Raw genomic sequence first — 25,397 nt, 5'->3', positions numbered from 1 at the left:
GGTTTTGCCAGCGCCACAATGGGTTTACCGAATACTTACAGCTCAAGGCAAGGAAAAAATAAGCTGTTCATCTATAGTCTTGCTGTATTTCATTGTGTGGCTGTTTATGAACTGTCTCAGAAACCTTCTCCCTGTGCCTGGATGTCGCGGGGTTCCTCAAAATACCTCGTCACCGGAAATGGAAATGGTGATGGAGAGTTCCGCTGACTGTGATGACCGTTCAAACCCCTATAATGAGGCTCCGCTGCTGGCGGCATGCCGAACCGGCAATCTTGTCTGGTTGCAGGAGTTGCTGAAAGATGACTCAAGTCAGGTGAACCAGTTATTCCTGTCGGGTAAAACGGGTTCACCGGTGTCTCTGCTCTACATCGCTGCCCAGCATGGGCATTTAGACGTCGTGATGTACCTGAAGGAAAAACTCTCCGCCATCACGGCGTTCCTGCCGGTCCCTGTCGAAAGCGGCGCTACTGCACTCTACATCGCTGCCCAGAATGGGCATTTAGACGTCGTGATATACCTGATCGAGGCTTTCAGCAAGACGGTGGAACCCCTGGCGGAAAAGGAAAAACTCTCCGCCATCACGGCGTTCCTGTCGGTCCCTGTCGAAAGCGGCGCTACTGCACTCTACATTGCTGCCCAGAATGGGCATTTAGACGTCGTGAAGCACCTGACCGACGCTTTCAGCAAGGCGGTGGAACCCTTGGCGGAAGAGGAAAAACTCTCCGCCATCACGGCGTTCCTGTCGCCCCCTCGCAAAGACGGCGCTACTGCGCTCTACATCGCTGCCCAGTATGGACATTTAGACGTCGTGAAGCACCTGACCAACGCTTTCAGCAAGGCAGTGGAACCCCTGGTGGAAGAGGAAAAACGCTCCGCCATCACGGCGTTCCTGTCGGCCCCTGTCGAAGACGGCGCTACTGCGCTCTACATCGCTTCCCAGAAAAGGCATTTAGACGTCGTGAAGCACCTGATCGACGCTTTCAGCAAGGCGGTGGACCCCCTACCGGAAGAGGAAAAACTATCCGCCATCACGGCGTTCCTGTCGGCCCCTCGCAAAGACGGCGTTACTGCGTTGCTCAGCGCTGCCCAGAAAGGGCATTTAGACGTCGTGAAGCACCTGATCCAGGCTTTCAGCAAGGCGGTGGAACCCTTGGTGGAAGAGGAAAAACGCTCCGCCATCAGGGCGTTCCTGTCGGCCCCTGTCGAAGACGGCGCTACTGCGCTCTACATCGCTGCCCAGGGTGGGCATTTAGTCGTCGTGATGTACCTGATCGAGGCTTTCAGCAAGGCGGTGGAACCCCTGGTGGAAGAGGAAAAACGCTCCGCCATCACGGCGTTCCTGTCGGCCCCTCGCAAAGACGGCGTTACTGCGTTGCTTATCGCTGCCAAGAAGGGGTATATCGGCGTCGCGAAATGCCTGGTCGAGGCGCTCAACGAGGCCGTGAAAACCCTGCCGGAGGCGGACAAGTCGACGGCGATCAGGGCGTTCCTGTCAGCCGCTTGCCAGGGCGGAGCGTCCGCACTCTTCGTCGCTGCCCGGAACGGGCATCTCGGCGTCGTGAAATGCCTGGTCGAGGCGCTCAACGAGGCCGTGAAAACCCTGCCGGAGGCGGACAAGTCCACCGCGGTCAATGCGTTCCTGTCAGCCGCTTGCCAGGACGGAGCAACCGCACTCTTCGTCGCTGCCAAGAATGGGCACGGCGCGGTTCTGAATTTTTTGCTTGAACAAGGCGCTGACCCGGAACAGGCATGGGTTACTTGCTTTCTCGGGAAATACCGGGTCTTTAAATGGTGCTTCGCCAGGTCACCTTTGAAGGCCGCAGGCCAGAGCGGCCATTTAGTGACGGAACGCCGCCTGGAATGCCACCTTCAAGAAAAAAGGAGGGCCGTCAAACTGCCAGAAACAATGGCGGCGAATGAGACTGTCGCCTTAATGCCGGGCATTGCGGAAACGAGGCTGTGACTCTCTACCCGCGGTTTTAATCAAGAGAGTCTTGTTTACCTGCCGAATTTTGCTTCAGGATTTTATCTGTGGGAGCCGTCACCCATTGCGGTTCAAAAAATCCTGAACCGATTCACCCGCCACTCATACCCATCAATCACGCCGCTCTCATAATACCCCGGCCAGCCACGCCAGCGACCACACGCTTAGATAGTGGTTCACCGTCCGGTGCTTTACCGGCCTGCCAGCAAACTTCAGCACCCACTCCATCCAGTCCCGCGCAGTGGCCCCGATAATGGTCGACGGCACCAGTCGTACGTCATAAACGGCCGTGACCGACCCGGCAATCAGAACATGGTTCACCCACTTCATGGTGCGCCGTACACCTTCGGGTCCGGGCTGACGTGGACTTGCACACTAAAATCTCCTGAGGCCTCATCGGGATCAATATCCCAATCAATCCTCTCAACTGGCTGGGTGTCAAAAAAAACATCCAGGCCACAAATCATTAGCCCCAGGTCTTGCGCCACCCTGACTGTGCTCTTGCCATTCACAGTCGTTTCCAGGAAGGCTTGCACGAAGGTGTTGGAATCAAACCTGTCTTTATGCTCAACCAGGCACTCGACGGTTTGTTTATTTATGATCCCACATCGTTCTATGATGGTCGGCAGTTCCAATAGCCAGCTCTCATGGCGGGCAGTCTGTTCAAACTGGTGAACAATCACGTTGCTCATGTAAAAAACATGTTTGGCAGCCTTGCCTGTTTTAAAATTGCGATAGAATTCCCAGTGCGTCCCGGTTAATTTATTCTCAAAATCGCCATCCCAATCGGTACCATCCTCAAGCACCCCGCTCCCCCTGGTCGTGATCCTGCCAAGGATGTCGTATACCGTCCTGGTCTGTTTGTTTATGACGGCAAATTTATCGGCATAATCAGTCTTCAAAGTGGCCAGGCGGTCCCGGATCTGCCGGTCCCGCCAGATCCTCTTCTGGTAATCCCCCAGGGTTTGTGCAGTGCCTAGCGTGTTCTTGATCATCCTGTACCTGTCCGTCAGGCTGACCTCCTGAGGCATCAAAGCCCCAAGCTGGTGCTCAAACACCTGGCACAGTGCCGGCCGCTGGCCCGCCTCCTGCTCTGCCAGGCGCACAATCCGCCCGTCCGCCGTCATGCCAAGGGCGTTCAGCGGCTCATTGTCGGGGTTGTCCGCCAGGTAGCGCTCAATGGCCTGTGTCGCTGCGGCTGTGGGGTTCACTGGGAATATCCTTTTCCGGGTGTGGTTTGGGGTCCAGTATCGGCAATGCCGCTACCTGTTTCAGCCAGACATTGAGCAATGGACGTTTATCATCCGAACACTGCCCGGTAATGCCTAACCGGGCCGTGGTAATGTCCGCCTCCGCCTGGATCAGCGTTTTGTGCGCGCCCAGCAGCTTTTCCATAAACCCGACCTGCTCATCCGTGCTAAGAAAAAGCTGGGGCAAGATTAACAAATCAGGAGCAAACCAGAAAGATCAGGTTGTTTTTCTCGGAATCGATCTGAGCAAAAAGAGTTTCCAGTTACATGGTGTTGATGCCAAAGGTCATGTGGCTCTCAAAAAGAAACTTAACCGCAAGGAACTCTTGCCCTTTATGGCTAACCTGTCTCAATGCGTTATCGGCATTGAAGCTTGCAAACTTTTGCTAACCATACCCGGCATTGGGTTACTCAGTGCTACAGCACTGTTTGCTGCGATTGGAGATATATCAGCATTTAAAAATGGCAGGGAAATGGCTGCCTGGCTGGGCTTGGTGTCAAAGCAGCAATCGACCGGTGGCGTGCCCACGTTGCTGGGGATCAGTAAACGGGGCGATACCTACCTGCGAACCCTGTTGATATACGATGGAAAAATTTTCCTTGCAATGCGGGGCGGACCATAAGTAGTTGGCCAAATGGAATCGTATATTTCTGGCTAAGTGGGCAGTTACTATGCAAGGCGCAACGTAGGGAGCATAGCCGTAGCTATGTGACCGGAGTTGCAACGCCGCAGAGTGACTGCCCACTTAGTCAGAAATATATGATTTCATTTGGTTAACTACTTATAAGACCCTGATTTTATCTCCCGGCCGTTGAACTTCATCATCATCCCGCCATTCAATATCAGCACGTTAGACCAACCTATACAGGAAAAAATATAAAGCGGGAACTTTTACTTAACTGGATAAACTAACGAGATACTTGCTGAGCCAGTTTCCCGTAATTTATCGTACATTCGTCCTCCGGGGCTGCTTCTGATTACCCGGGTTTGCACGAAAGCTATTAATACATCTGATCAACCACATGGTGCTTCGCCGGTCTTTGTGATCAAAACAGACAATTAGCATTAAGAGCAGCAGTATGGATAAACTCAACACCGCATTAAGTCCACAGTTTCTTGATTTAACGATTTCATCACAATCAGGCAAGCTGACCTCAGGCACCCCGTACTCCAGCACTCAGACAACCAAAAAACAGATTCCTGTTATTTCCACAGACCATGTATCAGGCTATGTCACAAGAAGGGTTCCCGAAAAAACCATTGCCGACCGAGTGCATCTTCACCAACTGACCAAGACTGATTACAAACAGGCATTTGAAAAAAACTGTCTTTTTGAACAACTCATTCCGTCGTTAATGTCAACAACAGGGATGTCGCAAACGTCTGTCCTGACGCATTTGTTACCAGCCCTTGAGTTCACCCCCTATTTAAGAAAAATGAACCGGGAGGAGATGATCAAAGTCTCAGATCACCCGTCACATCTTCAGACCGGATTGTTACTGGAACTGATAAGCCGGATCAAACAGGGGTATAAACTACAGGAGCTGCATCGCCTGGCAGATGAGCAACCCGCCTCAGCGCAGATAAAAATCAATGGCCAGCCACAGACCATAAGTATTGGCCTGCATCATTTTACCCGGGAGGATCTCGGTGATGAGACATTCCGCGAGCTGCGTGATCGTCTATTTCCTTTCGGAAAAACGGCAGGTAAAGACCCGGGTGTTATTCTGGATCATGTGCAAAAAAGAAAAGCTGTAGCCATGGCTCACTGGCAGAGGATACTGTTGAAGGTTCTGAACATTCAGGACTCAGCCATCAGGCAGCACATTGCCCGGGCTCTCAACACAGAACCCGATTTGTCACCTGCCAACGAGGCAGAGTGCACGGCACTGAACGCCCTGATTCCAACGCTGAAATTAACCGTCCATCCCGGCTTTACCCTGCTGAAGCCGCTTTTTTGCTGGCTATCACAACACCATCTGAAAGGCAGCAAACTCAGCAGCCAGCAACTGACCTGGCTGCAAAGTATGGTTACCAGCAAGCTTTACACAAAATTACCAGACCTTAAAAGGACCGGGCTGGAGAAACTCTGTATCTATAAAGAGCGTCTGCTCAGTGGCCATGAAACGGACAACCCTCGTGTGCAGTGGCTAAAACAGGGAATGGATAAGGCCATTAATGATGCCACCCCACAACAACTGTCTGAAGTCGTTGAACTCTTTGGCACACTGCTCTGTGACCTCACCCCGTCAGTCAGTGCAGAAAACCGCCTGGGCATTATCTACACATTGCTTAAATTCAGAGACCAGTCCCTGTTGAAAAATCTACTGGCAACTGGGAGCATTGGTCAGGATATTCTAATAAAAATGTACAAAACCCAACTGATCCTGACCTATTCCATTGACCAACATGTTACTGAAGCCGTAAAGAAGTCCAAAGAACAATCGGTTAATTGCCTGATCAAAACCCTCCAGCTGAGAATGGCGCAGTGCATCGTAATGATGGCATCAACGGATGGGTTATCCGTGCCTTTGGAGGCCGTGAATAAGGCCCGGACGCTTATTGACCATCATAATGAGGGATTACAGGCCGTACTGCCCACCAATGAACTTGAGCCGCAAGATTCAGATGATTACTACGACTACGATAGTGATCAGGAAAGCTCACAAGGCACAACATCCGCCCATAATCCTGACCAGCAAGATTCAGATGCCAACTGCGACGATGATAGCGACCCGGAAGAGTCGCAAGCCGGACTGCGCCCACCTGCCCGGCAAGATTCAGATAATAGCTACGACGATGACAGCGACCGGGAAAGGTCGCAAGCCGTCATACCCGGCCATAGTCCTTACCAGCAAGATTCAGATAATAGCTACGACGACGATAGCGACCAGGAAAGGTCGCAAGCCGTAATGCTCGGCCATAATCCTTACCTGCAGGATTCAGATGATAGCTACGACCACGATAGCGACCAGGAAAGGTCGCAAGCCGAAATACCCGGTCACAACCCTTACCGGCAAGATTCAGATGACAGCTACGACGATGATAGCGACCCCGGAGAGTTGCACGCCGCGCTGCGCACCCATAAACCTGGCCGGCAAGATTCAGATGACAGCTACGACGATGATAGCGACATGGAAGGGTTTCAAGCCATACTGCGCGCCCATGGACGTTACCGGCACCGGCACAATTCAGATGACAGCAACGACGGTGAACGCTGGACAAAACTCTCCGACATGGGGTACCGGGACCGTATTTACGACAGAAAACCTTATGGCAACAACACCATTTCAGAAGAGAACTATCTTAGCGTTCCCGACTATCTGCTGACCAGCGACCGTGCTGTCACACTTGATCCACAACATCTGCTTCTGCCCAGGGACAAACACTTTCGTATTCCTTCAGCAAAACTTGAAGACGATTCAAGTCTTCGGAGGATTGAACGAATGGGACGCGACGAGCAAAAACTACGGGAGGATTTTCTGCTATCAACCCGATCAACCGATCTGACACAACCGGTTGACTGGCTAAAAATGGAGGTACCCATCACTTTCCTGTTTACCGTTAGCGCTCAGGATAAAAGTCAAATTTCCTATGTCTACCAGGTTTTCAATACCGAAGTGCTGCCGGTTATTCAGCAGGTGGCCAGAGAAAACGACAGCGCTGTTGCCGCAAACAGTGGCAATGTACAAACGTCACTGAAAAGGCCGCTCACTATCAGCTCCGCCACCGAGTCTGTCCCCCGAAAAGCGCGAAAAACAGAAGTCTCTTCTGCCAGCATCACCGAACTTCCCCCTGCAGAACGGGAGACTATGGACGTTATCAGGGAACTGTTGGCAGTGGCAGAGACAACCGGGAAGCCAGGTCTTAACCTCAGGGCCATCATCACCCGTTTTCAGGGCCGGGCATCAAGCCAGACATTATGCTCTCTGTTACAGCATATAGAAGCCCTGCTCCCGGGGCTGCCTGACACTAACATGCGCAAACAGCTGCTGGAGCTAACGGCCTTTCACTTATTTGCTGATTTACACCCAACAGACCCCCAATTCAGGCGTTTAATCAAAACGCTGTATATCATTCAATCCAGAAGTCGTTCTCTCCGGTTTGCCAATGATTATTACGGTCACCACGCTAACAGTGAATCCAATAAACTAAAGCTGCAAATGAGTGAGCTTTTCAGAAACGAGTGGTGCCAACCTGACGGTTTACTGGGGAACAGGATCCGGCAGTCGGTGAAAGCCGCTTTCAGGCAAAGTGACCGCAGTTGCAGCTATCAGCAAATAATGGATTCAGTCCTGGAATCCATCCGCCCATCGAAGCAGCCCTCTGATGACTACCCATATATAATCGACCAGATGATCAATAAAGTAGAAAGAAGAATGGACCAACGGTGGGAGTTAAACAGCCTGAAGCAGCAGCAGCAGATATTAACGGCTCATCACCAGCCTGCCTACCAGGAAGACCTTAGCCGTGAAATCAAAGACCTGATTAAAGTAGCTTCCGGACTTTGTCAGCAGTTTCTTCCTGAAGAGCGCGTCAGTAGAACAACACCGATAGCCTGCGATGCTTCCCGTATTGATTCTGACATGGCAATGTCTGACCAGATCAATCCCACTGAGGATAGAGCCCAGCTATCCAGACGCTACCTGTATGACCAACTCAAGGCACTTATCCCACTGATTGGCACCTGGCTCAATCAAATCAATGACGATGGTCTGATTACTGAGAAAGAGGCTGCTAAAGCCGGAATAGATCGGCTGGAACAGTTTGCCAACAGCACGATCAGGGCCAATCGCCCCATCCAAAATGAGGACGAAACCTTACAGCAGATTCTTGCATTGTGTAATCAGTTCCACCGGGTACAACAGGAGCACAGCCAGTGGCAATCAACCCATGAGATAGCGTCCATCCATAACCAGTGGGTTGAAACCAGAAATACGCTGAAACAACTCACGAAAATACACCGGTTCACTCCCCCACAGGTGTTGCAGGAACAGATAAACGCGATCATTTGTGGGCCTGAAAACCCTGAACTCTCCCCGGAGGACCGGAAACTGCTGGACACTGTTTCTGCATTAAGAACCCGATACATTAAAGCAGGGTCAGTCAACAGGGCTCTGTTTCATCCAGATATCCGTGAGTTCAGTCAACTGCCTGAGCGACTGGCCCAACGTATTGCCGAAGTGGGCCAGCCATGGAGTGACAGTGCTCTGGCTCAGCATCGTAGATATCGATCATTACAGAACACACTGGACTATCTGCAACACAAAGACCCCATGTACAGCACACCTGATATTGAACAACAAAAAGCTCTGTACCGGACCCGTGAAAGGCATGACCTCAGCATGTCCAGCTTGCGGAGCGAGCAGAAAAAGTGTGAGTTACACCCGTTGTATGAGATTGATGACCAGCATGACCAACCTCTGCTATCAACATTGGCGTCGATGGCACAGGCTCATACTGCAAAACATTCCGGTATTGATACGCAGCCACTGAGCAAACAACAACAACAGCAATTGCAGGAAGTCATTGAGTCTGCTCCTTTGGAGTCTGCATTATCTGCCAGTGCCAGTCTGTTCGACTTGATCGGTATGGGAGCAAGCAGCCAGCCGCTGAAAACTGCTGCGAGCAGCCGCTCCCGCAAATTTTTTAGCAGACACAAAACCTTCTGCTACGACCTGTTTGAGACTATTGATCTGCTTAAGGAAAAGAATACCGAAAAAATTAACAATCGACGACAACAGATTGAGAGAGAAAACACAATCCTGGTCGCGATGGAAAAGGCGCATAATAACGTGGCCAGGAGGTTGCAAAAATGTAAGGAAGCACTGTTTCACCTGTTAGAAAACCGAATGCATTGCGAGATAATGATTGAAGACCGGACGTATTCCTATGCTGATGCACTTATTGCCTATGAGAACAGAAATAATGATTACGGCTTGAGCGATGCAAGCAGTGCCCAGCGGCAGGCAACTGCAACGCTGTATTCAAAGGGATTGCAAAACAGAAGAAACCATGAAAGATATCAAGAAGATATGCAATGGCTAGAGCTTGCAGGGAAATGTCAGTCTCGCCATATCGACCCGAAAATCCTTCCGGATATCCTCCATTTAATGGAGCTGGAAAGTCTGGTATCCATTGATGATATAAAAAACAAAATGGCGGACTTAAAACGACAAATTCAGGCAACGGAAAACACCATTGCTAAAAATACAGTGCGAGTCAGGGCAGCGGTTGCACAACTGGAAGCCAGCCTGAAGCCAGAGCTTGAGGCTCAGAAAAAAACCACAAGAGCCGCCAGGCTGGCACTGTTCAGCAAAGCCTTTGAACATGGACATCACTTGTCAGAAGACCGCACTATACAGCGGGTGTTGTGTCAATATCTCCGTGAAAACAGAAATGCTGCAAGCGTTTTTGAAGAAATTGTTGAGGACTGTAAAGCTCAGGAAAAGCACGTCCCCTGCAAAGACACGGACATCATTGAGCCCCCCTGGCCTGGTACCGATGAGCGCAGCTGCCAGTGGCGGTCAACGGACAACCTGCCTTTCCAGATTATTAATGTCTCGGGGGCATTCCCCTTATTGGAGTCACTGCATAAAAAGGGCAGAATCTATTCATGGCAACTGCTTAGGCAGGATGATGAGGGCACCCCATCCAGCGCGCTGGTTTTCGCAGCAGCAAAAGGGCGCTACAGGGCTTGCGAAACACTGATCAAATGTCTTGAAGAAACCCGGCACCTCGACCTGGACTCCCTTAATCAGTTGCTGACAGCCAACCCTTCCGGTGATAACAGAAACCTGCTGCACCTGATAGCGCAACTGGCAAAGCCAGCTCTGCTTAAATCCCTGTTGCAACTGCTCAATAATGTCAGTAATAAACAGGATCTTGATGCAGACTATCCTTCCGATTGCCTGCAAAACCGGATCGCCCTGGATCGGGAACACTTGTTAAAAACACTCTTGACCAAGGCCGATTATGAAGGGCTCTACCCCACCGACCTGTTGTTGTTCAATGTTGCTATAAGAATCCGGGAGTGGCCAGAAGATAATGTTCAGGCACTCGCCAGCTTTAGCAATGATTTTCTGATCAATGAGGCCAAAAGCCTATGGATAACCGTGTCGGAGTCTCTCAGTGTTGAGCAGTCCGGCAAATCCATTGAATGTTTTATAAAAGGTATTGATAACCTCGAAGAACTATCTCCGGTAAAACGACAAGCCGCTGAAATCTTCCTGAGAAAACTGATGCGCATATTCAGAGTGCACGGTCCTGCCGGGGTGCATGAACAACTGATGGCTCAGATTACCCGGGCAGACCATGCTATCGAGACATCTGACCAGCATGAACATTTAGCCCATCAAGGTGCATATTCATGATAAAGAACCCACTCAGTAAACAGTGCTGCTGGTACCGCCTCATGATCTTCTGCCCGCAGGTAGTCAACCAGCAGATCGTAGAGCGGGTTGCGGCATAAATTTTTCGCCTTACCCCCGGCCAGATCAGCTACTGTGACCCGCTGGGTGTACTCGGCAAGCGGTTTGGCATGGGAAAAATGCAGGGTGTGTTCAAAACCATCGCCGTATTCCCACTGGTCATAGCACCCGGCGGGAAGTACCGGCTGGATTGCCTGCATCAGATTCGCACCATAGGCAGTAATATCTGTTGGTAATATCAGACAGTCGCCCAGTGCCAGGGCATGCACCTTTCTCTCGCTGTTGCCCGTCGTCGGACTCACGACCATGGCCGAGTCTTTTTCTCGAAAATACTGATGGAAAAAATAGGTGGCTGACAAGAGTGTGCATCCTGACCAGACATAATCAATAATCAGCACTTTTCGGTTGCTGGCTAGCGACCCAAGAACCTTATCAAAATGGTGAAAAAGAGCCTTCTGTTGTTCAGGAGTCATCTTTTGTTTAAATCGAACCCTGCCCTTTTTACAGGTTTCCATAAACTGAAAATCGGAAAGCGGCATATTACATGCCGCGTCTTTTCCTAACCGCCCCTGAAGCTCTGCGATAACAGTTGCCGGACTTCGGCCTATCCCGACGTACAGAAATTCCTTTGGAGGAAAGACCGTGATCACTCTGTCTGACAATTGTTTCAGCTCATGGATGAACAGAGACTTTATATTTTTGCTGTCCATGACCGCTTTCAGAGGCCTGAATCTCTCGTCATCAACACTGATCAAGTGCTTTTCGGTGACAGCCTGTACCTTTATACCCGGCAGAACCGGAGGGGCCGGGCTGGCAAAACAGCCCAATAATCCTGATGTTGTTGGCGTCATCTTAACCTGCATTTATTTTGTAGTTAAATATTGAATGGATTATGTTGGGGAGGAACTTTGATAAGAAAGATAGGTCTTAAGCTGTAATTTGATAATTCAGTAATTCCATGGATTGCTTAAATAAGTCACCGTTACCTGATCCCGTTCTTTCTGGTCCTTATTCAGGGTCATCAGACTTATCAGAACAAACTTATATATCTGATGGCAGCGAAGAACCACTGACGTATCATTGCATGACTGTTCAGATAGTGGACACTCCTTTTCCTGCTTATCATAACCAATCAGATATACCCAACCTCTCCCCTGATCCTATTATTTTATTAAGTGAATATGGTATTAAGCCTCTGCCCCCCTCCGATACAGAAGAAAGTTTCGGCACAAATACTCCTGATAGGTCAAAATCAGTTTCTGATCAATATACATTTGAGAACCAGACTTCAAGTGATAACCAAACGATCCAGACAAAAAAAATTGTTGAAGCTCCCTCTTCCATAATGAAGCGCCAAAGCGATCCCACTTCACTGGAGAAAAGAAGGAAACGCCAAAGGGAGCAAAAAAGGGAGCGTTACCAGAATGATCCAGAGTTTGCAGAGCGCCAACGACAACGCATGAGGGAGCTTATCAAAAGTCCTGGTTATCTCATGCGCCAACAGGAGCGCTTGAGGGAGCGGCGCAAAAATCCCGCTTACGCCGAGCGCCAAGACAAGCTCAGAAGGGAGCGCCAAAAGGAGCGCTACCAGAATGATCCTGCTTACGCAGAGCGAGAAAGGAAGCGTTCCAGGGAGCAAAGAATGCAGCGTCGCAAAAATCTTGATTACCAGGGAATTAGATATCCAGGTTCATCCACCTGACCTGCCTGGCACCGGATTTTAAGGAACCTTTTGGTATTTTTTTTGTCTGTTGCTTATGTTCGCTTGAATTCAGATGACGTTATGGTGCCCGGATAATGGCTGGGGGATTCGGGTGAAACGTGCGCAACGTGAGCGGCATCCCGTTTACCGCATGATGCCTGCATGCAATAGGCAGTGCATTGAACGGGCGGTCCTTCAGTTGTGATCAGCACGACACGCTAAAACATCAATAGACACTCTGAAACAACAATAAAATGTAAGTCGGATACGATTTTAAATGCAAGGAGATCATTGATATGTCCATACCTCAGCAGGGGGCAGGCGCTGGTTCACCGGTATTTAATGAATCACAATTTGCAGGTGACAATTATCACCCTGTTACTGCATTAAACGGTCAGTTTTCCGGAATGATGGTCCGTGTTGTCAATGCGTCAAAAGAAGCGGGTTCCGGAAATCAATACAGACCGATAAGTTTATTACGCCGGGGTTCCCGATATGCCCTAACCACTCACCATAAGCGCTTTGATGAGTTTTTGATGGGATCAGACCGGGTCCTTACTATTCTGAAACCTGCACGCGGCTGCGATATGCGCTGGGCTTTTAAACAAGATGTTGCTTCAGATGCCAATGGAGAACCCAAACATCTGCACTCGAAACGTATCAAGAAAATGACCAGTTGGGATGTGTTAACAACGAAAATGGATGAGTGGGAGTGCAGGTGGCATTCGTTATTTGACGGATCACCTTTTAGATTATCCTCAGGTCACATTGGCAAGAATGGCTATTTACTCCACAAAGCGCATCCTACATTCCGTACAAAAACCGGCAAATATCCTGAGATTATCTGTCAAATTAATTTTGACCGCATGCACTATGGCTATCTTCTTGACTTTGGCAGGGAACTTTCTTTTCGTCGTATTGAAGAAGTTATGGGCAATATCCTGACGCTTGAGCAAAAGAAAGGTAACCTGTCCGGTGGTGAGTTTCGTGAACCGGTTAAACTGTGCCTGTTCAACAGCTTTCAGGGCGTGGTTCACTCCCCGGTGACACTCAGCCGTGCACAGGTGCAACAGCTGCAATACCACACCCATGCTTTTTCCCGATATGGGAGCGTCATTGGTTATGAGCATAACCTTTACCAGTTATTGAGCCAGTCCGGCTGTGAGCGATTCCTGAAGCTGTTGGCAAATATCCCACAGCAGGTCAGCACGGTAGCTGTGGAGTTTGGAGAAGAGAATATTGATATCAACGCCCTCCTGACAGCCATTGAGCACTACGATTCAGCAAAATTCATGACCGGACTTTCAACCCTGGACGACAGGGTGAAAAGTCCGGTCGGTTTACCCAATCTATTGATGGAGGCGTTGATCAGGCAATGCCCGATAAAAGAACAGTTTCCCGGAATCCTGTACGACGGGGCAGATAATACTTATGAACATCGGCGCGTCAAACTCAGCTGGGATTACCTCCTGCAGCAGACCAAATCCCACTTTGCGGCACAAGCTGTTATTTGTCGGGAGCTATTAAAACACAACTTGTTTGTACCATTATTATCAGGGTCACCAGAGTGTTCAGGAGTCTCCCACAATAATCCGTTGGTGTGCTGTCTTCTGATCGCACACGGTACAAGAGTCCATCTCACTCCACCCCTGAACTTGCCTGACTGTACCTTGTTAATATCTGCCAAACATTTTCGCAGGGCGAATCTGCTGACAGCAGATGAAGCCGATATCATACGACACGAGATGCTGTGGTCACTTCTTTGCCAAAGTGACGACGGCCCCGTTACTGATCCTGACGAGATTATCAGTCGCTTGTCGACCTTGAAGGAGCTATTGCTCAGGTATCATGACAACTACAGAAGGAAGTTCGGTAGTATCCATCGTCATCAGATGGTCGATGAACTGTTTGGCATGGAGTTTTATTATCGCTTTGTTGTGAACCGGTCTGATAACGGGGGTGCAGTCAGGGAATTTCTGGAACAGCGATTATCACCCAGGAGCTACAGTGATGAAAAGTTACGTGCACATTTAGAGCTTATAGCGACGCGCAAATCCTCTGTTAGCGATAATGTTATTATGTTCCTGGGTAAGGCCTATTGCTTTTCTATTCCAGCAGTGGTCCGGTCAATAGAACACGGTGCAAACCAGCTTGCCTGGCTGGAGGCATTTCTGGCATCCCCGCCAACCTTTGAGGGCAGGGAAAACCTGCCTGATAGCCGCTATGGGTCAATTACCCAGGTGGTCGGTCAGCATTATTACCAGTTTCCCCATCCCTACAGGGCGCAAACCATCCTGGCGGAAGGCATACAACCCTTTTACCGCAAATGGCACGGACTGGATCACGCCCTGCGCACCCAGCTGGCCACCGAATTCCTTATGGATCAAAAGGTTTTGCCGCACTTTCATAAGCCATTCCGGGAGTTACTGCTTAAACATCCTCAGTTGCTGGAGTTGCTGCCCATTGCCGAACTCTACCACGATGCTGTCGCTGAAGATGAGCATAAAGAGGTTGAAGAGCTTCGGGCAGCGGAACTGTTCCAGCGTGATATGACCGGGCTGCAACAGTACCCCGGGCAGCTGGTTACTCTGGTGGCCAGCGCCCTGAGAAACAAAAATTGTAAAATGATAGATATGGGTAACCCGTCGTTTATCCCTGACCAGCAATGCCCGGAGGATGAGTTACTGCTGCGCCAGGTGCTGCGCTTTGGGGATATAGTGGATATCCTTCGGGTCAAACCGCCCCGGGAGGACTTTCCGACGATCAAACTGTCAACTGATTCAGCCGCAATGGACACCCTGGGAATGATCCATGATGGCCATTTTCATCCGGAAATGATCGAGCTGTTGGCCGTGGTCAATAACCCGCAATTCACCCTCCTGATCCAGTCAGCATTGTTGAGTTTTCGCGATCTGGCCAGCATTACCGGTGGCTGGCATCACCAGATGACCAATCCGTTCACCCGTAAATACCATCTCCCGGTTGATAACCATAAACGACGATTGCTGATTGAACAGGCACCGGATCCCTATCAGTGTCTGCGTGAGTGTCTGGACGATCTGGTCCGGTTCGTTATCGCGGAGAAAGCCGGTATCTCAGCCTGCTTCGCAGAACACCCAAGGCCCGAAGATTCCCGGCTGCCTGACTGCTGGGATCCGGGTATCGGCTCCGGTGGCGCTTATCGAAGCCTGCACAATGAAGAGGAACTTCGACAAATCAAGTTACCCGAAGCCATGACCCTGGCAGATAAGATCATCGTGGCGGCTGATCAACCCGGGCTGGAAGATCGGATTTCCGCTGGCATCCCTGATGCTCTGCAAGCTGAGGCGTTGCGGCTCCAGCATGAGGCCATCCTGCCCGCTGTTGGTACCCCGACACAATCTGAACTGGAGCAGATGCTCCTACAGCCGGACTCTCCGGGTGCCCGTCTACTCAATGAGCGCGGTTATATCGTGAAGTCACGTACACATGAAGGGAGAGTTTTTTACCAAATGGTGCCCAATTCCGGGCTTGCCAGGGACTCTTTGCTCCTGCCACCACAGTATGATGACAAGACAACGGGCCCCGCTGCTAACCTGCCGCCACTGGCAAACATATGCAGTTTGCTGTAGAAGACACGACCACACAGCTCAGTCGTCAGTACCAGTTGAAAGCATGAAGAATGACGTTGGCGCTACTGTCTTGAAAAACTCCGGGCGAGGTGACTTATGAATTTATACATAATGGAACCAACCTGGTTGAGAGAAAGGAAGGTTGATACCTTTTAAGGCAAAGCTTCAAAAAGCAGAGGAGGCTAAAGAGGAACCCGTGTGGGCAGCCAATTCAGCGGCTACATGAGTTAATCTTTTTGTACGACGCTTATCATCTAAGTCTGAGTACTTGAAAGTATCGGAAATATAGTTAAATCATATTTCTCTGCCTGCTCATCAATTAACTGCCGTATAGCCTCAACACCAATTTTTTCATCGTACCACTTCGCAAAAAACTCTTTCATATCTCCGCCACAAATTATATCAACAGCACTAATACCATACCTTTGGTAAGCATATTCATCAGCGTACTTGAGAATTTCCTGACCTCCAGAACCGCATGCCCCATCGTTATAAAATTCTGAAAACTCACCCTTTACTCCTTCTATAGAAACTTTATGCCCATCAATTAGTTTGCTCATATTTTGACCTTCTATAACTATCCCTTAACGAAAACCAGTAAGTATCATTAGCAGCTTGTAACAACATCAATTAAAATCGTAAAATTATAAAACTTACAACTTTAATCAAATTCAGATTACATCATTTTTTCCGAATTAAATTTTAGGGAAATAGCTGTGACAACAATATGGACCGAAGAAGAACTTGAAGCTTCTGTGCTTGCCTACATGGACATGCATAAAAAAGACACAAAAAACGAACATTATATTAAAAAAAATTACTACTCCGACCTATCAAAACGGTTCGGCAGAACCGAAAAAGCATTTGAGTATCGAATGCAGAATATCTCTTATGTTATGTCTCATATGGGACGAAAATGGGTTAAAGGACTAAAACCTGCCAAGAATGTTGGCTCCAACCACATAGAACTTATCGAAAGACTGATATCCAAAGCAGAAAGCAAAAGTTATGTTGGTCAAGCGACGTTTGAAAGCCAGGTTTCTGAGTTAAAAAAGAAAAAAACACTTTCAAAACCACTTGGAGAGTTTAAGCCTCAAATTGTTACTACTCAAGTAACCCAGTACCAGCGAGACCCAAAAGTAAAAGCCTGGGTTCTTAAAGAAGCAAATGGCTACTGTGAGTGCTGTGACAGTGAAGCTCCATTTCTCACTGCTGAAGGTGAACCTTTTTTGGAAGTACATCATTTGAGACACTTGGCAGATGGAGGGTCCGATAGGATAACTAACGCCATAGCCTTATGCCCTAACTGCCATCGAGAATTTCATTACGGTCAGTCTATGACTACCAAACTGGTAGCTTTGTATGCTAAACACAGCCGACTTATCCGCGAGTAACATATTCCTTTATCTTTCGTTTAAGAGCACTTTTTTTATTGGCATAAAGCTGTTCCTGTTCATCTTGCGTCAATGCATACACATCCAAATGGTGCAGAAGAAGCCAGAGATCAAATGCAGGATTGCTTAATGCCAAAAGGTACTGCTTCTGATCGCAGGCCTTTGCAATTTCAGAAATGGCTTTCTCCTCCCATGCCTGCTGATCACGATCAATCACCAGACAAAGTTCGTCGTGAGTACCAATACCGAATTCCTTCTTGTACGTATTCATCTGCTGCAAAACATACCTGGGAGCGTTGAGGTTACCCTCCCGAGGCGGTAAAACCTTCAGTTTGAGACGTGAACCAAGCGCATCAGACTTGTCAGCCACCCCCTGAAAATAGACCGGCTCAGTTGCTGCACCTTCGCAGGCAATGACGATTAAGGATGGATCACGAACACCTCGAATACGTGTGAATGGGCGGGGTTCTCTAGGAGCCTGTCGGACTTAAGCGTCCGTAGCGAGGATTGCGAGAAATTGAGGATAAAAATTTCTGCTTCTGAGGAGAATAGCGGGGCTATTTGACGAAGAAGCAGGAATTTTTAGACCAATTTATCGCAACCGCAGTAGGACAGTCTTAAGTCCGACAGGCTCCTAGTCATTATTTATACCTTTGACCAGATTATTTAAGCCATCTTTAATTACAGGGACACCGCCAAAACGCCCTACCAGATAATCTTTTCGAATATCTTTGTCCGGTCTGGACTGGTACTCTTCCAACGAGTACAAACTGGATACGCCCGCTGAGCTTTTTTGTGCGAACCATATCTCATCCCGTCGTATGAGGCTAACATCCAGAAGGTTAGACTCATGAGTTGTGACAATCAGCTGGCTATGTCGACCAGTGGTTAATGATAGAAATTGACTCAGAATCGCCATCGTTATTTCTGAGTGCAAACTTCTATCTATTTCGTCTATTACATAAACCTTGTCTTGCGAAAAGAGCTCCAATAATCCGGGGGCAATATCTAAAATACGTTGACTGCCATCAGACTCCTGATTGATATCAAAATCGACAGATTCACCTTGATGATTCTTATGTGATGTCATCAGTTTAAACGTACTGATTTCACCATTCTGATTTTTAAGAATCTGATACCGGGTACTATCAGGGGTTGACACCAAAGAGGCCTCACCAGCTTCTAAGGTTGCCATAATATCCTGTTTAATATGGTCAGGAATATCATAGACATCTTTGATCAAATCGACCTGTTTCAACGACAGATCATTGATACCTGTATCGAAGCTTCTGAGTATACTTGCCAGAAGACTACTAACGGTATCATCAGAATGAACGGCCATTTCCAGACCATTATACTTTGAATCAGGAAAAACAATATTGAGTCGATGATGAAACCAATCATTAACCTCCGTTAAAGGCTTAATGTAGTCTAATGCCTTGGTCACATTGCGATCCTGACACTCAAACAAAAACAGCCGGTGTCCAGGAGTCGCTTTGGCAGTGAATGATAAAAACTGTTCATCGTCCTTGCTCTTAAACTTAAGGGCAGGAAACGAAATACTATGTTCACTTGTTCGAACAAACACAGGGGACTCACCCTTTTTATCTATTTTGTACAGCCATTCTTCCTGAATAAACTTGCTATCTGCCATAAAGCCATATGCATAATTATTCTTGCCACATTTGATCTCAAACTCAAAACGTGATGGTTTTTGAGAGCAATCCTTATCCAGCAGGAATGGGTCATAGTTTAGATTTTTTCCCTGCGGGCTGCCCTGGACAATCATCAATCGGGCAAAATGCATAGCCTTGATCAAATTAGACTTGCCTGAAGCATTGGCCCCATAGATGACAGCCGCTTTCAGGGCACCAATATCTTTTGGATTGCCAGGCGGGATAACATGACCAGAATGGGTGCGAACCCGGCTTGGAACCATGGATAGCTCCACCCTGTCCCTGAAGGATCGATAGTTTTCAACAGAGAATCGCAAAAGCATAATAAAGTCTTTAGGTGATATTTTCTCCTAAAGATTAGCATATTTCTCATAAATTCATAATTTTTTTACACTAAAACAGGCCATTTCTCATGCAAAGCAATCTCTTCAAGCACACAGAGGAATACACCATATTATTTATGGCTCTGCAGCAAAACTGACAAAATCGACCAGATACTAACTCTAAAACTTTAAACGGCCTATACGACTGCGTTTTCTATGCCCTGAATATCGGGATCAGCCCAAAGTGGCTGGTTGATCATCTCCACCAGCTTGAGAAAGCCATCAGCCAAAGACTCATTCACAGAGGAGGGAAAAGTAAGAAAAACGACTGGACTGAAGGGAACTTTCTACCGCGAACCTGCTCCAACTGATAAGTTAACACTGGAGCATATTATGAATGGTACTGGTGGTGTAATTAATCTGCCCCCGGAGAATATCAGCCCGGGTCCCATGTATGAATCTGATAAGGCATCAGCGGTGCCTGAGTTCACTGAGGCGGCGAGCAAGTTTCTGAAGTCAGCAGAGGTAGGGGCGTTTCTTGACAATGCCAGGGCCGTTGCCGCCGAGCTGCTTACCCCCGATGATCGTCTGGTTGATAGCTGGAACCTTCCCCATCAGCTTACTCCGCTCCACATTGCCTGCCTGGCAAAGGATAGGGTGCTGTTTAAGGCAGCACTTGCTGACCCTCAATGTTGGAGGATCATCGATCAATGCACCTCCGCAATTGATGTGGACGAACTGGCAATTACAAAGGATGATAAGCAAATGCCTGCCATGAACGGTGATACTCCTTTGCATTTTGCCCTGTATAACGGCTGGAATGAGGGCGCTTTAAAATTAATTCACGAACTGTCAGATGCTGGAAAAATCAATAATACGGTAAATAATACCGGCAGTAGTTTACTAAGCCTGGCCGCCGCCTATGGCAGCCTGGATGTGGTGTCCGAGCTTTGTAACTGTCTCAAGCGAGAGTTTAGCCTGGTTTACTTTGACGACTATCTGATGCACAGCACAAACAGCCAGAGCAGTCTGCTGCATCTCGCTACACAGCAGCAAAATCCGAAGGTCTTTGAGTATCTACTGGAAAATCAGCTGAACAGCTCTGGAGGGTCAACACTGTTGCAGCTGGATAATGACGGGAAGACGCCAGCTGACCTGATTAAGGAAGTATTGCTTGATATTCGCAGAGTTGCCCTACAATCGGATGGTAATGTCAAGAGGTTAATCTATGCAAAGCAGCTAAAAGATGATCAGGCCAAAGCATTGGAAGACTATAAGAGTCAATTGGATAGAAATGATAGTTATACACGAAAATATTTTAAGGACCTTGGCTATCCTGATGGTCCCTGGCAAGAGTTTTATATGGAGAATAAACACGAGGGTAAGCAGGCTCAGTCACCTGAAACTTCCACTTGGACGTTCCCATGTAATCTGGTCTGATTTCTGAGCTGACATGGCCACTGCCTACGCAGAAATTTAAAGCACACAATGCAAGGATGCACTGATTGATGTGTTTGGGAGTTGCTGAATCCTTGGTGTTAAGGAATTGTCCCGAAATAATTTCCACATTTTGAACTTGATCTCCGTTCATCCTGAGCTTGTCGAAGGGTGATTGGCACAATACATGAGGCTGGAGTTCACGCCCTTCGACAGGCTCAGGACGAACGTAGTTTTGAAACCCAGAAATGTGGAAATTATTTCAGGACAGCTCCTAAGTGTTTGCTGGAGTGCTTTCAGCTCTTTAAAGAGTGTTCTGGAAATAGCTTCAAAATTCCATATGGCCAGCTACTTATAAATCTGGTCATCGGCTGACACCCAGTAATAGATGATGCGTACACCACCATTTTTGCCCCTTCCTTACAGCCTCCATCTCAGCTTTCTCAGGCCACCAGTGGATTGAATGATAGCGCCAGCAGCGGGCCGATTAACCAGTGATTCCTGCAGCAGCTTATACTCATCATCACTCGTTAATTCTTTGACTTTTCGAGTAAAGATTGTAGTTTCGATAAAGTAGTGGAAATTGACCATTCATAAGGCTAAGTAGTTGGCCAAATGGAATCGTATATTTCTGGCTAAGTGGGCAGTTACTATGCAAGGCGCAACGTAGGGAGCATAGCCGTAGCTATGTGACCGGAGTTGCAACGCCGCAGAGTGACTGCCCACTTAGTCAGAAATATATGATTTCATTTGGTTAACTACTTATAAGTCACCACCCTAACATTGGCCCTGTCTCTAAATGAGCGATTATACAAATGTCCAAAAAACCAACATTGACTGAACTGAAGAAACAGTTAAGGAAAAAGAGCCAGAATGAATTGGTCGAAGAAATTGCCCATCTCTATAAGAAATTTGCCAACGTAAAAGAGTTCTACCAAGCCTCATTCTTTAATGACGATTCTGCCGTGTTGGAAAAATACAAAAAGATCGTCAGGGATGAATACATCCCATCGGGGCGCAGGCAATTCCCCTCCATGAGAGCATCCGTTGCCAGGAAAGCGATCTCAGACTACAAAAAAATATCCTGCTCTAATGCTGGCCTTGCCGACATAATGCTTACCTTTGTCGAATCCGGTGTCTGGTGCACCCAAGAGTATGGCGACATTGATGAACCTTTTTATTGCAGTATGGAAAGCATGTATGAAAGCGCCATCAAATTCATTGTCAAAGAAGATCTCTTTTATGATTTTGATGACCGATTGCGTAGCATCTTAAGAGATACTCATGATATGGGCTGGGGCTTTCATGACACGCTATCAGAAACTTACGACACCTATGCTATCAGCGCTGATTGACGAGTCGCCCTCTTCAATATCAATGTTTTTTACTCGACCAATGTCGCCATTGAACACTTCCTTGTCATAGTTATTAACGGTTTGAATCACCTTATCCCCCGGTGCATAGGTCCAGCCATACCGAGTAACCCGTGGGAGCGTATTTGGGTTCAATGCTTCCTGTAACGCCACATTCAGGCTTCGGGCACCCAGCCCCCACGGTTCATCGGGGCCAGTACCTGAATATCATTGACCGGATCAAATCCAAACTTTTCAGGCAATCGTCGTGTGACCACAGACATCAACTTGGCAAACAGCTCTTCTGGCTCTTCGCCGGTTAAATAGTAGAAGTCCGTCTCTTCCCCTTTTTGCGTGATCCTGGGAGCATGTCCACGGTTAATGGCATGGGAACCGGTAATAATCTGCGAAGTGGCAGCCTGTCGGAAAATTTCCGTCAATCGAACCACCGGCACTTTGCCAGACTCGATCAAATCTTCAGAATGCTGTTAACCACCGTCGTTTTGCCCACACCGGGGCCACCGGTGATAATGCAAAACTTATTCTGAACCGCCAGTCCAATAGCCCCTTTCTGGGAGTCAGACAGTTGGATGTTATTTTTCTCTTCCACCCAAGGGATGGCTTTATCCATAGCAATGCCTGACCAAGCGGAACTTCCCTGAAGCAACCGATTCACATGATTAGCCACTCCCTGCTCGGCACGATAAAGTGGCGTCAGAAACAGACAGGGCACCTCATTAATGGTTTCCGGTGTCAGCCGTTCCTCATTGATCTCACACTGAATCGCTTCCTTGATGGTGTTTTCCGGTATTTCCAGCAGCTTAACGGCATCGCCCACCAGCGTCTGAAAAGGCTGGGCGCAGTGCCCTTCACCAGAACACTCCTGCAATACATGTCGCACGCCTGCCTGAGCACGAATTAACGACACCCGGTCAATCCCCAGCTGCATGGTCAGATTATCTGCCGTTTTAAAACCGATGCCATTGGTCGTTAAACCAGATGCCGGTAGCATCCACAAACTCACCGGGTGTCACTGACGGTGTATTGCCGGTCATGGTCACCAGGTCTCGCTGCCCCTTGCACTTAACCCGAATCACAAAGAATCCGCTGGCTTCACTGTGGAAAGTAACTCGCTCTACCGACCCTTGCAGATGAACCAGAGGCTGATGATCGGTGTAGCATTGATGATTTGAAGCAGTTTCCATTAAGGCGTCGTTTATCCGTCAGAGGAATGAAGGTAATCAACAGGATATTACCAAAGCAGATTTAATCAAACGACTACCGATATATTTACTCAGACAAAGTTCCGGCATTCCCGCAGCAGGAGCTTTATACGGCTATCAGTAAGCACATGCCTGAGTCGCTTCTATGTACCTGGCTCCTGATACTGTAAAAACGGGTAACGGGAAAAAATTCCCTTCCCCGTTCTGCTGAACGAAGGCAATTCAGCAATACGATCTCAGACTGTTTGAGGTTTGTGGTTTCGGAGCTATTTCGAGACTATGGTTACCAACAGGCAACCAAATAATGAAGTAAGGTTTATGAGCTGGAATCAATGGCCAGAATACTCTCGAAGACAGTCAGCCCAGAAGCTCACACAAGAACAGGCAGCTTCGATACTCAAGGCTCTGACCAACGCCATACAAAACTCCATGGTTTTAATGGAGCTGCACCATGCCATGCGGTTTGCCCGGGGGCGTTTTTATCTTGAAAGAACGACTTCTTATGGTGTGAGGATGGAAAAAGAGGTGGTCGCAAGGGTTACTCCATTAAGCGACCCACCTTGTGCATTATTGCTTGAGTCCGGAGACGGTCAGTGTTGGCACGCCATCAAACAAGGCAAGCCAGTGACGATCAGCAGAACCCTGACACAGCAGGGAGCTGAGATCTTTTACGGGTTGGGTGCGCTGGACGCCAAATTGCGGGAAGACCTGAAGTTAAATTTTAAAAACAATAGAGAGATGGATCAGGATAACAATGAATTTCGCTACCGTGAAACAGGCGAAATAGGTAGTGTTCAGGAGGCTCTTTATTACTACTTTGGTCTCCCTGTGGATGTCATTGCCGAGCCCTCCGACTGGTATGCGTATCGCCGCCATCCGGTCATTGTGGAAGTCAGCGATGACGCATTGGCCATACTGGTTCGGTTTTCTGCCACAAGCCTGAATGGTTCGTCATTTGGTGGCACTTGTCTTTATATATTCAGAGAAGAACAGTGGCATGTTTATAAAATCAGGCCTAACCAGAGTGCCACCTTAAGCTCTGCCTTACAGTGGCTTGAAAAAAGAAAATGGCAAGGTTGGTGAATCTGCCTCCATTAATCTGTGCACCATCTTGAGAAAGATGACCAGATTTACTGAAAATATCCTTACTGCAGAATGCCCGTTGAACCAAAAGATTGTAAACGCCAATAAAACCACCGTCATAGCCAGCCCAAACTTTATGACTTATCCTTTTGATGCTTTCACTGACCAGGGCAGAAGCTGCTCCAGTTTCTCAACCGTGTCGGCATAAGGCAGTTCTTTCAAAATGTGACTCAGGTATTCGAACGGTTCCAGCCCATTGGCCTTCGCGCTTTCGATCAGGCTGTAGTAGATTGCACTCGCTTTGGCACCTTTCGGGCTATCAGCAAAGAGCCAGTTACGGCTACCCTCAGTGAAGGGGCGGATAGCGTTCTCAGCCGCTGCATTGCTAATGTTGAGGTGTCCGTCTTCACAGTAAACCAACACTTTTGACCACTGGTTCAGGTCATCAAGCAGTCGCTTACTGTCTTCCTGTCGCCAGACTTTTTTCTCTGGTGCGGTGAGTCCTTTGATCTCTTCTTCAATGGCATACAGCTTGCGGATTTTGCCCAGGGAAGCGGCATCCACTGCACTTGAATATCTCCGATATCTTTCTATAATTTGTCATACAATGTATAACAATGTAAGACAAATTCAACTTATGGAGAGTGAAAAATGAGGCAGGAAATGCTCAGCGCCCGTATCGATCACGATACCAAGGCTGCCTTTACTAATATCTGCGAAGCCGTTGGTTTAAGTACTTCTCAGGCCATTAAGCTCTTTGCCAAAGCGGTCATCAATCACGGTGGCATCCCGTTTGAAGTGCGAGTTCAGCAGCCCAATAAAACCTCGGTGGCGGCAATGAAAGAACTGGATGAAGGCAAAGGCCACAGCGCCGAATCTGTCAGTGCCTTAATGAATGAGCTGACTGATGGCAAGGTAAGTGATGTATAGC

General features: G+C 48.2%; 23 protein-coding genes and 1 pseudogene. 11 read left to right on the top strand and 13 right to left on the bottom strand.

Features of this window, described 5'->3' with window-relative positions:
• Both CX664_RS27180 and CX664_RS22070 read left to right on the top strand, forming a co-directional pair.
• Positions 1 to 207, top strand: a 207-nt coding sequence (locus tag CX664_RS27180) for a hypothetical protein (RefSeq protein ID WP_219622263.1), incomplete at its 5' end; no start/stop codon positions are given.
• The gene (locus tag CX664_RS22070) at positions 191 to 1,963 is read left to right on the top strand and encodes an ankyrin repeat domain-containing protein (protein ID WP_180966586.1); all 1,773 of its coding nucleotides are present in this window, start codon (positions 191 to 193) and stop codon (positions 1,961 to 1,963) included. The genes CX664_RS27180 and CX664_RS22070, both read left to right, overlap by 17 nt.
• 147 nt (positions 1,964 to 2,110) lie before the next feature.
• Here the strand turns inward: CX664_RS22070 and CX664_RS22065 are convergent, their stop codons facing one another.
• From CX664_RS22065 to CX664_RS22055, 3 genes are read right to left on the bottom strand one after another with little or no spacing between them, the layout of a single operon-like run.
• Positions 2,111 to 2,314: a hypothetical protein gene (locus tag CX664_RS22065; RefSeq protein WP_219622262.1), complete on the bottom strand. Its 204-nt coding sequence runs from the start codon at positions 2,312 to 2,314 to the stop codon at positions 2,111 to 2,113.
• Entirely contained in the window at positions 2,311 to 3,195 is an 885-nt protein-coding gene (locus CX664_RS22060) for a hypothetical protein (protein ID WP_101748811.1), read from the bottom strand. The genes CX664_RS22065 and CX664_RS22060 overlap by 4 nt, the downstream gene beginning before the upstream one ends.
• Complete coding sequence (locus CX664_RS22055; protein WP_101748810.1) at positions 3,161 to 3,379, bottom strand: hypothetical protein; 219 nt, start codon at positions 3,377 to 3,379, stop codon at positions 3,161 to 3,163. Before CX664_RS22055 ends, CX664_RS22060 begins: the two co-directional genes overlap by 35 nt.
• 229 nt (positions 3,380 to 3,608) lie before the next feature.
• Between CX664_RS22055 and CX664_RS22050 the strand changes: the two are divergent.
• Positions 3,609 to 3,836, top strand: a pseudogene (locus CX664_RS22050) (transposase); the annotation flags it as partial.
• 478 nt (positions 3,837 to 4,314) lie between these two features.
• Positions 4,315 to 10,608 (top strand): hypothetical protein, encoded by a 6,294-nt coding sequence (locus CX664_RS22045; RefSeq protein WP_101748809.1) that lies wholly within the window; start codon positions 4,315 to 4,317, stop codon positions 10,606 to 10,608.
• Here CX664_RS22045 and CX664_RS22040 read toward each other — a convergent pair.
• On the bottom strand, positions 10,590 to 11,516 hold the full coding sequence (locus CX664_RS22040) for a hypothetical protein (RefSeq protein ID WP_146000217.1): 927 nt from the start codon (positions 11,514 to 11,516) through the stop codon (positions 10,590 to 10,592). The two genes, CX664_RS22045 and CX664_RS22040, sit on opposite strands and share 19 nt — an antisense overlap.
• Before the next feature lie 233 nt (positions 11,517 to 11,749).
• Between CX664_RS22040 and CX664_RS22035 the strand changes: the two genes are divergently transcribed.
• Positions 11,750 to 12,367 (top strand): hypothetical protein, encoded by a 618-nt coding sequence (locus tag CX664_RS22035; RefSeq protein ID WP_101748807.1) that lies wholly within the window; start codon positions 11,750 to 11,752, stop codon positions 12,365 to 12,367.
• 296 nt (positions 12,368 to 12,663) lie between these two features.
• Complete coding sequence (locus CX664_RS22030) at positions 12,664 to 15,978, top strand: hypothetical protein (RefSeq protein ID WP_101748806.1); 3,315 nt, start codon at positions 12,664 to 12,666, stop codon at positions 15,976 to 15,978.
• Positions 15,979 to 16,143: 165 nt separating this feature from the next.
• Here CX664_RS22030 and CX664_RS28335 read toward each other — a convergent pair whose 3' ends face one another.
• Positions 16,144 to 16,263, bottom strand: coding sequence for an IS4/Tn5 family transposase DNA-binding protein (locus tag CX664_RS28335; protein WP_101748814.1), 120 nt, complete (start codon positions 16,261 to 16,263; stop codon positions 16,144 to 16,146).
• Entirely contained in the window at positions 16,233 to 16,538 is a 306-nt protein-coding gene (locus CX664_RS22020; protein ID WP_101748805.1) for a hypothetical protein, read from the bottom strand. The genes CX664_RS28335 and CX664_RS22020 overlap by 31 nt, the downstream gene beginning before the upstream one ends.
• 156 nt (positions 16,539 to 16,694) lie before the next feature.
• Here CX664_RS22020 and CX664_RS22015 point away from each other — a divergent pair, with 156 nt between their 5' ends.
• On the top strand, positions 16,695 to 17,372 hold the full coding sequence (locus CX664_RS22015) for an HNH endonuclease (RefSeq protein WP_101748804.1): 678 nt from the start codon (positions 16,695 to 16,697) through the stop codon (positions 17,370 to 17,372).
• Here CX664_RS22015 and CX664_RS22010 read toward each other — a convergent pair.
• Positions 17,359 to 17,787, bottom strand: coding sequence for an RloB family protein (locus CX664_RS22010; protein ID WP_276328510.1), 429 nt, complete (start codon positions 17,785 to 17,787; stop codon positions 17,359 to 17,361). The genes CX664_RS22015 and CX664_RS22010 overlap by 14 nt on opposite strands.
• 219 nt (positions 17,788 to 18,006) lie before the next feature.
• Positions 18,007 to 19,371 (bottom strand): AAA family ATPase, encoded by a 1,365-nt coding sequence (locus tag CX664_RS22005; protein ID WP_101748802.1) that lies wholly within the window; start codon positions 19,369 to 19,371, stop codon positions 18,007 to 18,009.
• 393 nt (positions 19,372 to 19,764) lie between these two features.
• Here CX664_RS22005 and CX664_RS22000 point away from each other — a divergent pair, with 393 nt between their 5' ends.
• Positions 19,765 to 20,811 (top strand): ankyrin repeat domain-containing protein, encoded by a 1,047-nt coding sequence (locus CX664_RS22000; RefSeq protein ID WP_146000216.1) that lies wholly within the window; start codon positions 19,765 to 19,767, stop codon positions 20,809 to 20,811.
• A gap of 830 nt (positions 20,812 to 21,641) precedes the next feature.
• The gene (locus CX664_RS21990) at positions 21,642 to 22,163 is read left to right on the top strand and encodes a DUF6155 family protein (protein ID WP_206679238.1); all 522 of its coding nucleotides are present in this window, start codon (positions 21,642 to 21,644) and stop codon (positions 22,161 to 22,163) included.
• On the opposite strand, the gene CX664_RS28330 is transcribed toward CX664_RS21990, so the two are convergent.
• The 4 genes from CX664_RS28330 to CX664_RS27160 are packed head-to-tail and all read right to left on the bottom strand — an operon-like array spanning position 22,125 to position 23,365.
• Positions 22,125 to 22,334 (bottom strand): hypothetical protein, encoded by a 210-nt coding sequence (locus tag CX664_RS28330; protein ID WP_420810386.1) that lies wholly within the window; start codon positions 22,332 to 22,334, stop codon positions 22,125 to 22,127. The genes CX664_RS21990 and CX664_RS28330 overlap by 39 nt on opposite strands.
• A 2-nt stretch (positions 22,335 to 22,336) precedes the next feature.
• A complete protein-coding gene (locus CX664_RS27170) occupies positions 22,337 to 22,633 on the bottom strand; it encodes a hypothetical protein (RefSeq protein ID WP_219622260.1) in 297 nt (98 codons plus the stop codon).
• Entirely contained in the window at positions 22,630 to 23,172 is a 543-nt protein-coding gene (locus CX664_RS27165; RefSeq protein WP_219622259.1) for a helix-hairpin-helix domain-containing protein, read from the bottom strand. Before CX664_RS27165 ends, CX664_RS27170 begins: the two co-directional genes overlap by 4 nt.
• Positions 23,129 to 23,365 (bottom strand): YrrC family ATP-dependent DNA helicase, encoded by a 237-nt coding sequence (locus tag CX664_RS27160; protein ID WP_206679235.1) that lies wholly within the window; start codon positions 23,363 to 23,365, stop codon positions 23,129 to 23,131. Before CX664_RS27160 ends, CX664_RS27165 begins: the two co-directional genes overlap by 44 nt.
• Before the next feature lie 336 nt (positions 23,366 to 23,701).
• On the opposite strand from CX664_RS27160, the gene CX664_RS21980 reads away from it, so the two are divergent.
• A complete protein-coding gene (locus tag CX664_RS21980) occupies positions 23,702 to 24,466 on the top strand; it encodes a hypothetical protein (RefSeq protein WP_101748799.1) in 765 nt (254 codons plus the stop codon).
• A 141-nt stretch (positions 24,467 to 24,607) separates the two neighbouring features.
• On the opposite strand, the gene CX664_RS21975 is transcribed toward CX664_RS21980, so the two are convergent.
• Positions 24,608 to 25,030, bottom strand: coding sequence for an IS66 family transposase (locus tag CX664_RS21975; protein ID WP_180966585.1), 423 nt, complete (start codon positions 25,028 to 25,030; stop codon positions 24,608 to 24,610).
• A gap of 87 nt (positions 25,031 to 25,117) precedes the next feature.
• Between CX664_RS21975 and CX664_RS21970 the strand changes: the two genes are divergently transcribed.
• Positions 25,118 to 25,396 (top strand): type II toxin-antitoxin system RelB/DinJ family antitoxin, encoded by a 279-nt coding sequence (locus tag CX664_RS21970; protein ID WP_101748797.1) that lies wholly within the window; start codon positions 25,118 to 25,120, stop codon positions 25,394 to 25,396.
• Position 25,397: the final 1 nt, after the last annotated feature.

The organism is Endozoicomonas acroporae, from assembly GCF_002864045.1.
Taxonomy (GTDB): domain Bacteria; phylum Pseudomonadota; class Gammaproteobacteria; order Pseudomonadales; family Endozoicomonadaceae; genus Endozoicomonas; species Endozoicomonas acroporae.
This window is presented reverse-complemented; position numbering and strand designations above follow the sequence as displayed.

Excerpts from the sequence above, each read along its gene's own strand:
- CX664_RS27165 (WP_219622259.1), bottom strand. The coding sequence starts at position 23,172 with ATGCTACCGGCATCTGGTTTAACGACCAATGGCATCGGTTTTAAAACG.
- CX664_RS22055 (WP_101748810.1), bottom strand. The coding sequence starts at position 3,379 with ATGGAAAAGCTGCTGGGCGCGCACAAAACGCTGATCCAGGCGGAGGCG.
- CX664_RS22000 (WP_146000216.1), top strand. The coding sequence starts at position 19,765 with ATGAATGGTACTGGTGGTGTAATTAATCTGCCCCCGGAGAATATCAGC.
- CX664_RS21970 (WP_101748797.1), top strand. The coding sequence starts at position 25,118 with ATGAGGCAGGAAATGCTCAGCGCCCGTATCGATCACGATACCAAGGCT.
- CX664_RS21980 (WP_101748799.1), top strand. The coding sequence starts at position 23,702 with ATGAGCTGGAATCAATGGCCAGAATACTCTCGAAGACAGTCAGCCCAG.
- CX664_RS22005 (WP_101748802.1), bottom strand. The coding sequence starts at position 19,371 with ATGCTTTTGCGATTCTCTGTTGAAAACTATCGATCCTTCAGGGACAGG.
- CX664_RS22020 (WP_101748805.1), bottom strand. The coding sequence starts at position 16,538 with ATGAGCAAACTAATTGATGGGCATAAAGTTTCTATAGAAGGAGTAAAG.
- CX664_RS22035 (WP_101748807.1), top strand. The coding sequence starts at position 11,750 with ATGACTGTTCAGATAGTGGACACTCCTTTTCCTGCTTATCATAACCAA.
- CX664_RS22045 (WP_101748809.1), top strand. The coding sequence starts at position 4,315 with ATGGATAAACTCAACACCGCATTAAGTCCACAGTTTCTTGATTTAACG.
- CX664_RS22040 (WP_146000217.1), bottom strand. The coding sequence starts at position 11,516 with ATGACGCCAACAACATCAGGATTATTGGGCTGTTTTGCCAGCCCGGCC.
- CX664_RS22070 (WP_180966586.1), top strand. The coding sequence starts at position 191 with ATGGAGAGTTCCGCTGACTGTGATGACCGTTCAAACCCCTATAATGAG.
- CX664_RS22030 (WP_101748806.1), top strand. The coding sequence starts at position 12,664 with ATGTCCATACCTCAGCAGGGGGCAGGCGCTGGTTCACCGGTATTTAAT.
- CX664_RS22065 (WP_219622262.1), bottom strand. The coding sequence starts at position 2,314 with ATGAAGTGGGTGAACCATGTTCTGATTGCCGGGTCGGTCACGGCCGTT.
- CX664_RS27160 (WP_206679235.1), bottom strand. The coding sequence starts at position 23,365 with ATGGAAACTGCTTCAAATCATCAATGCTACACCGATCATCAGCCTCTG.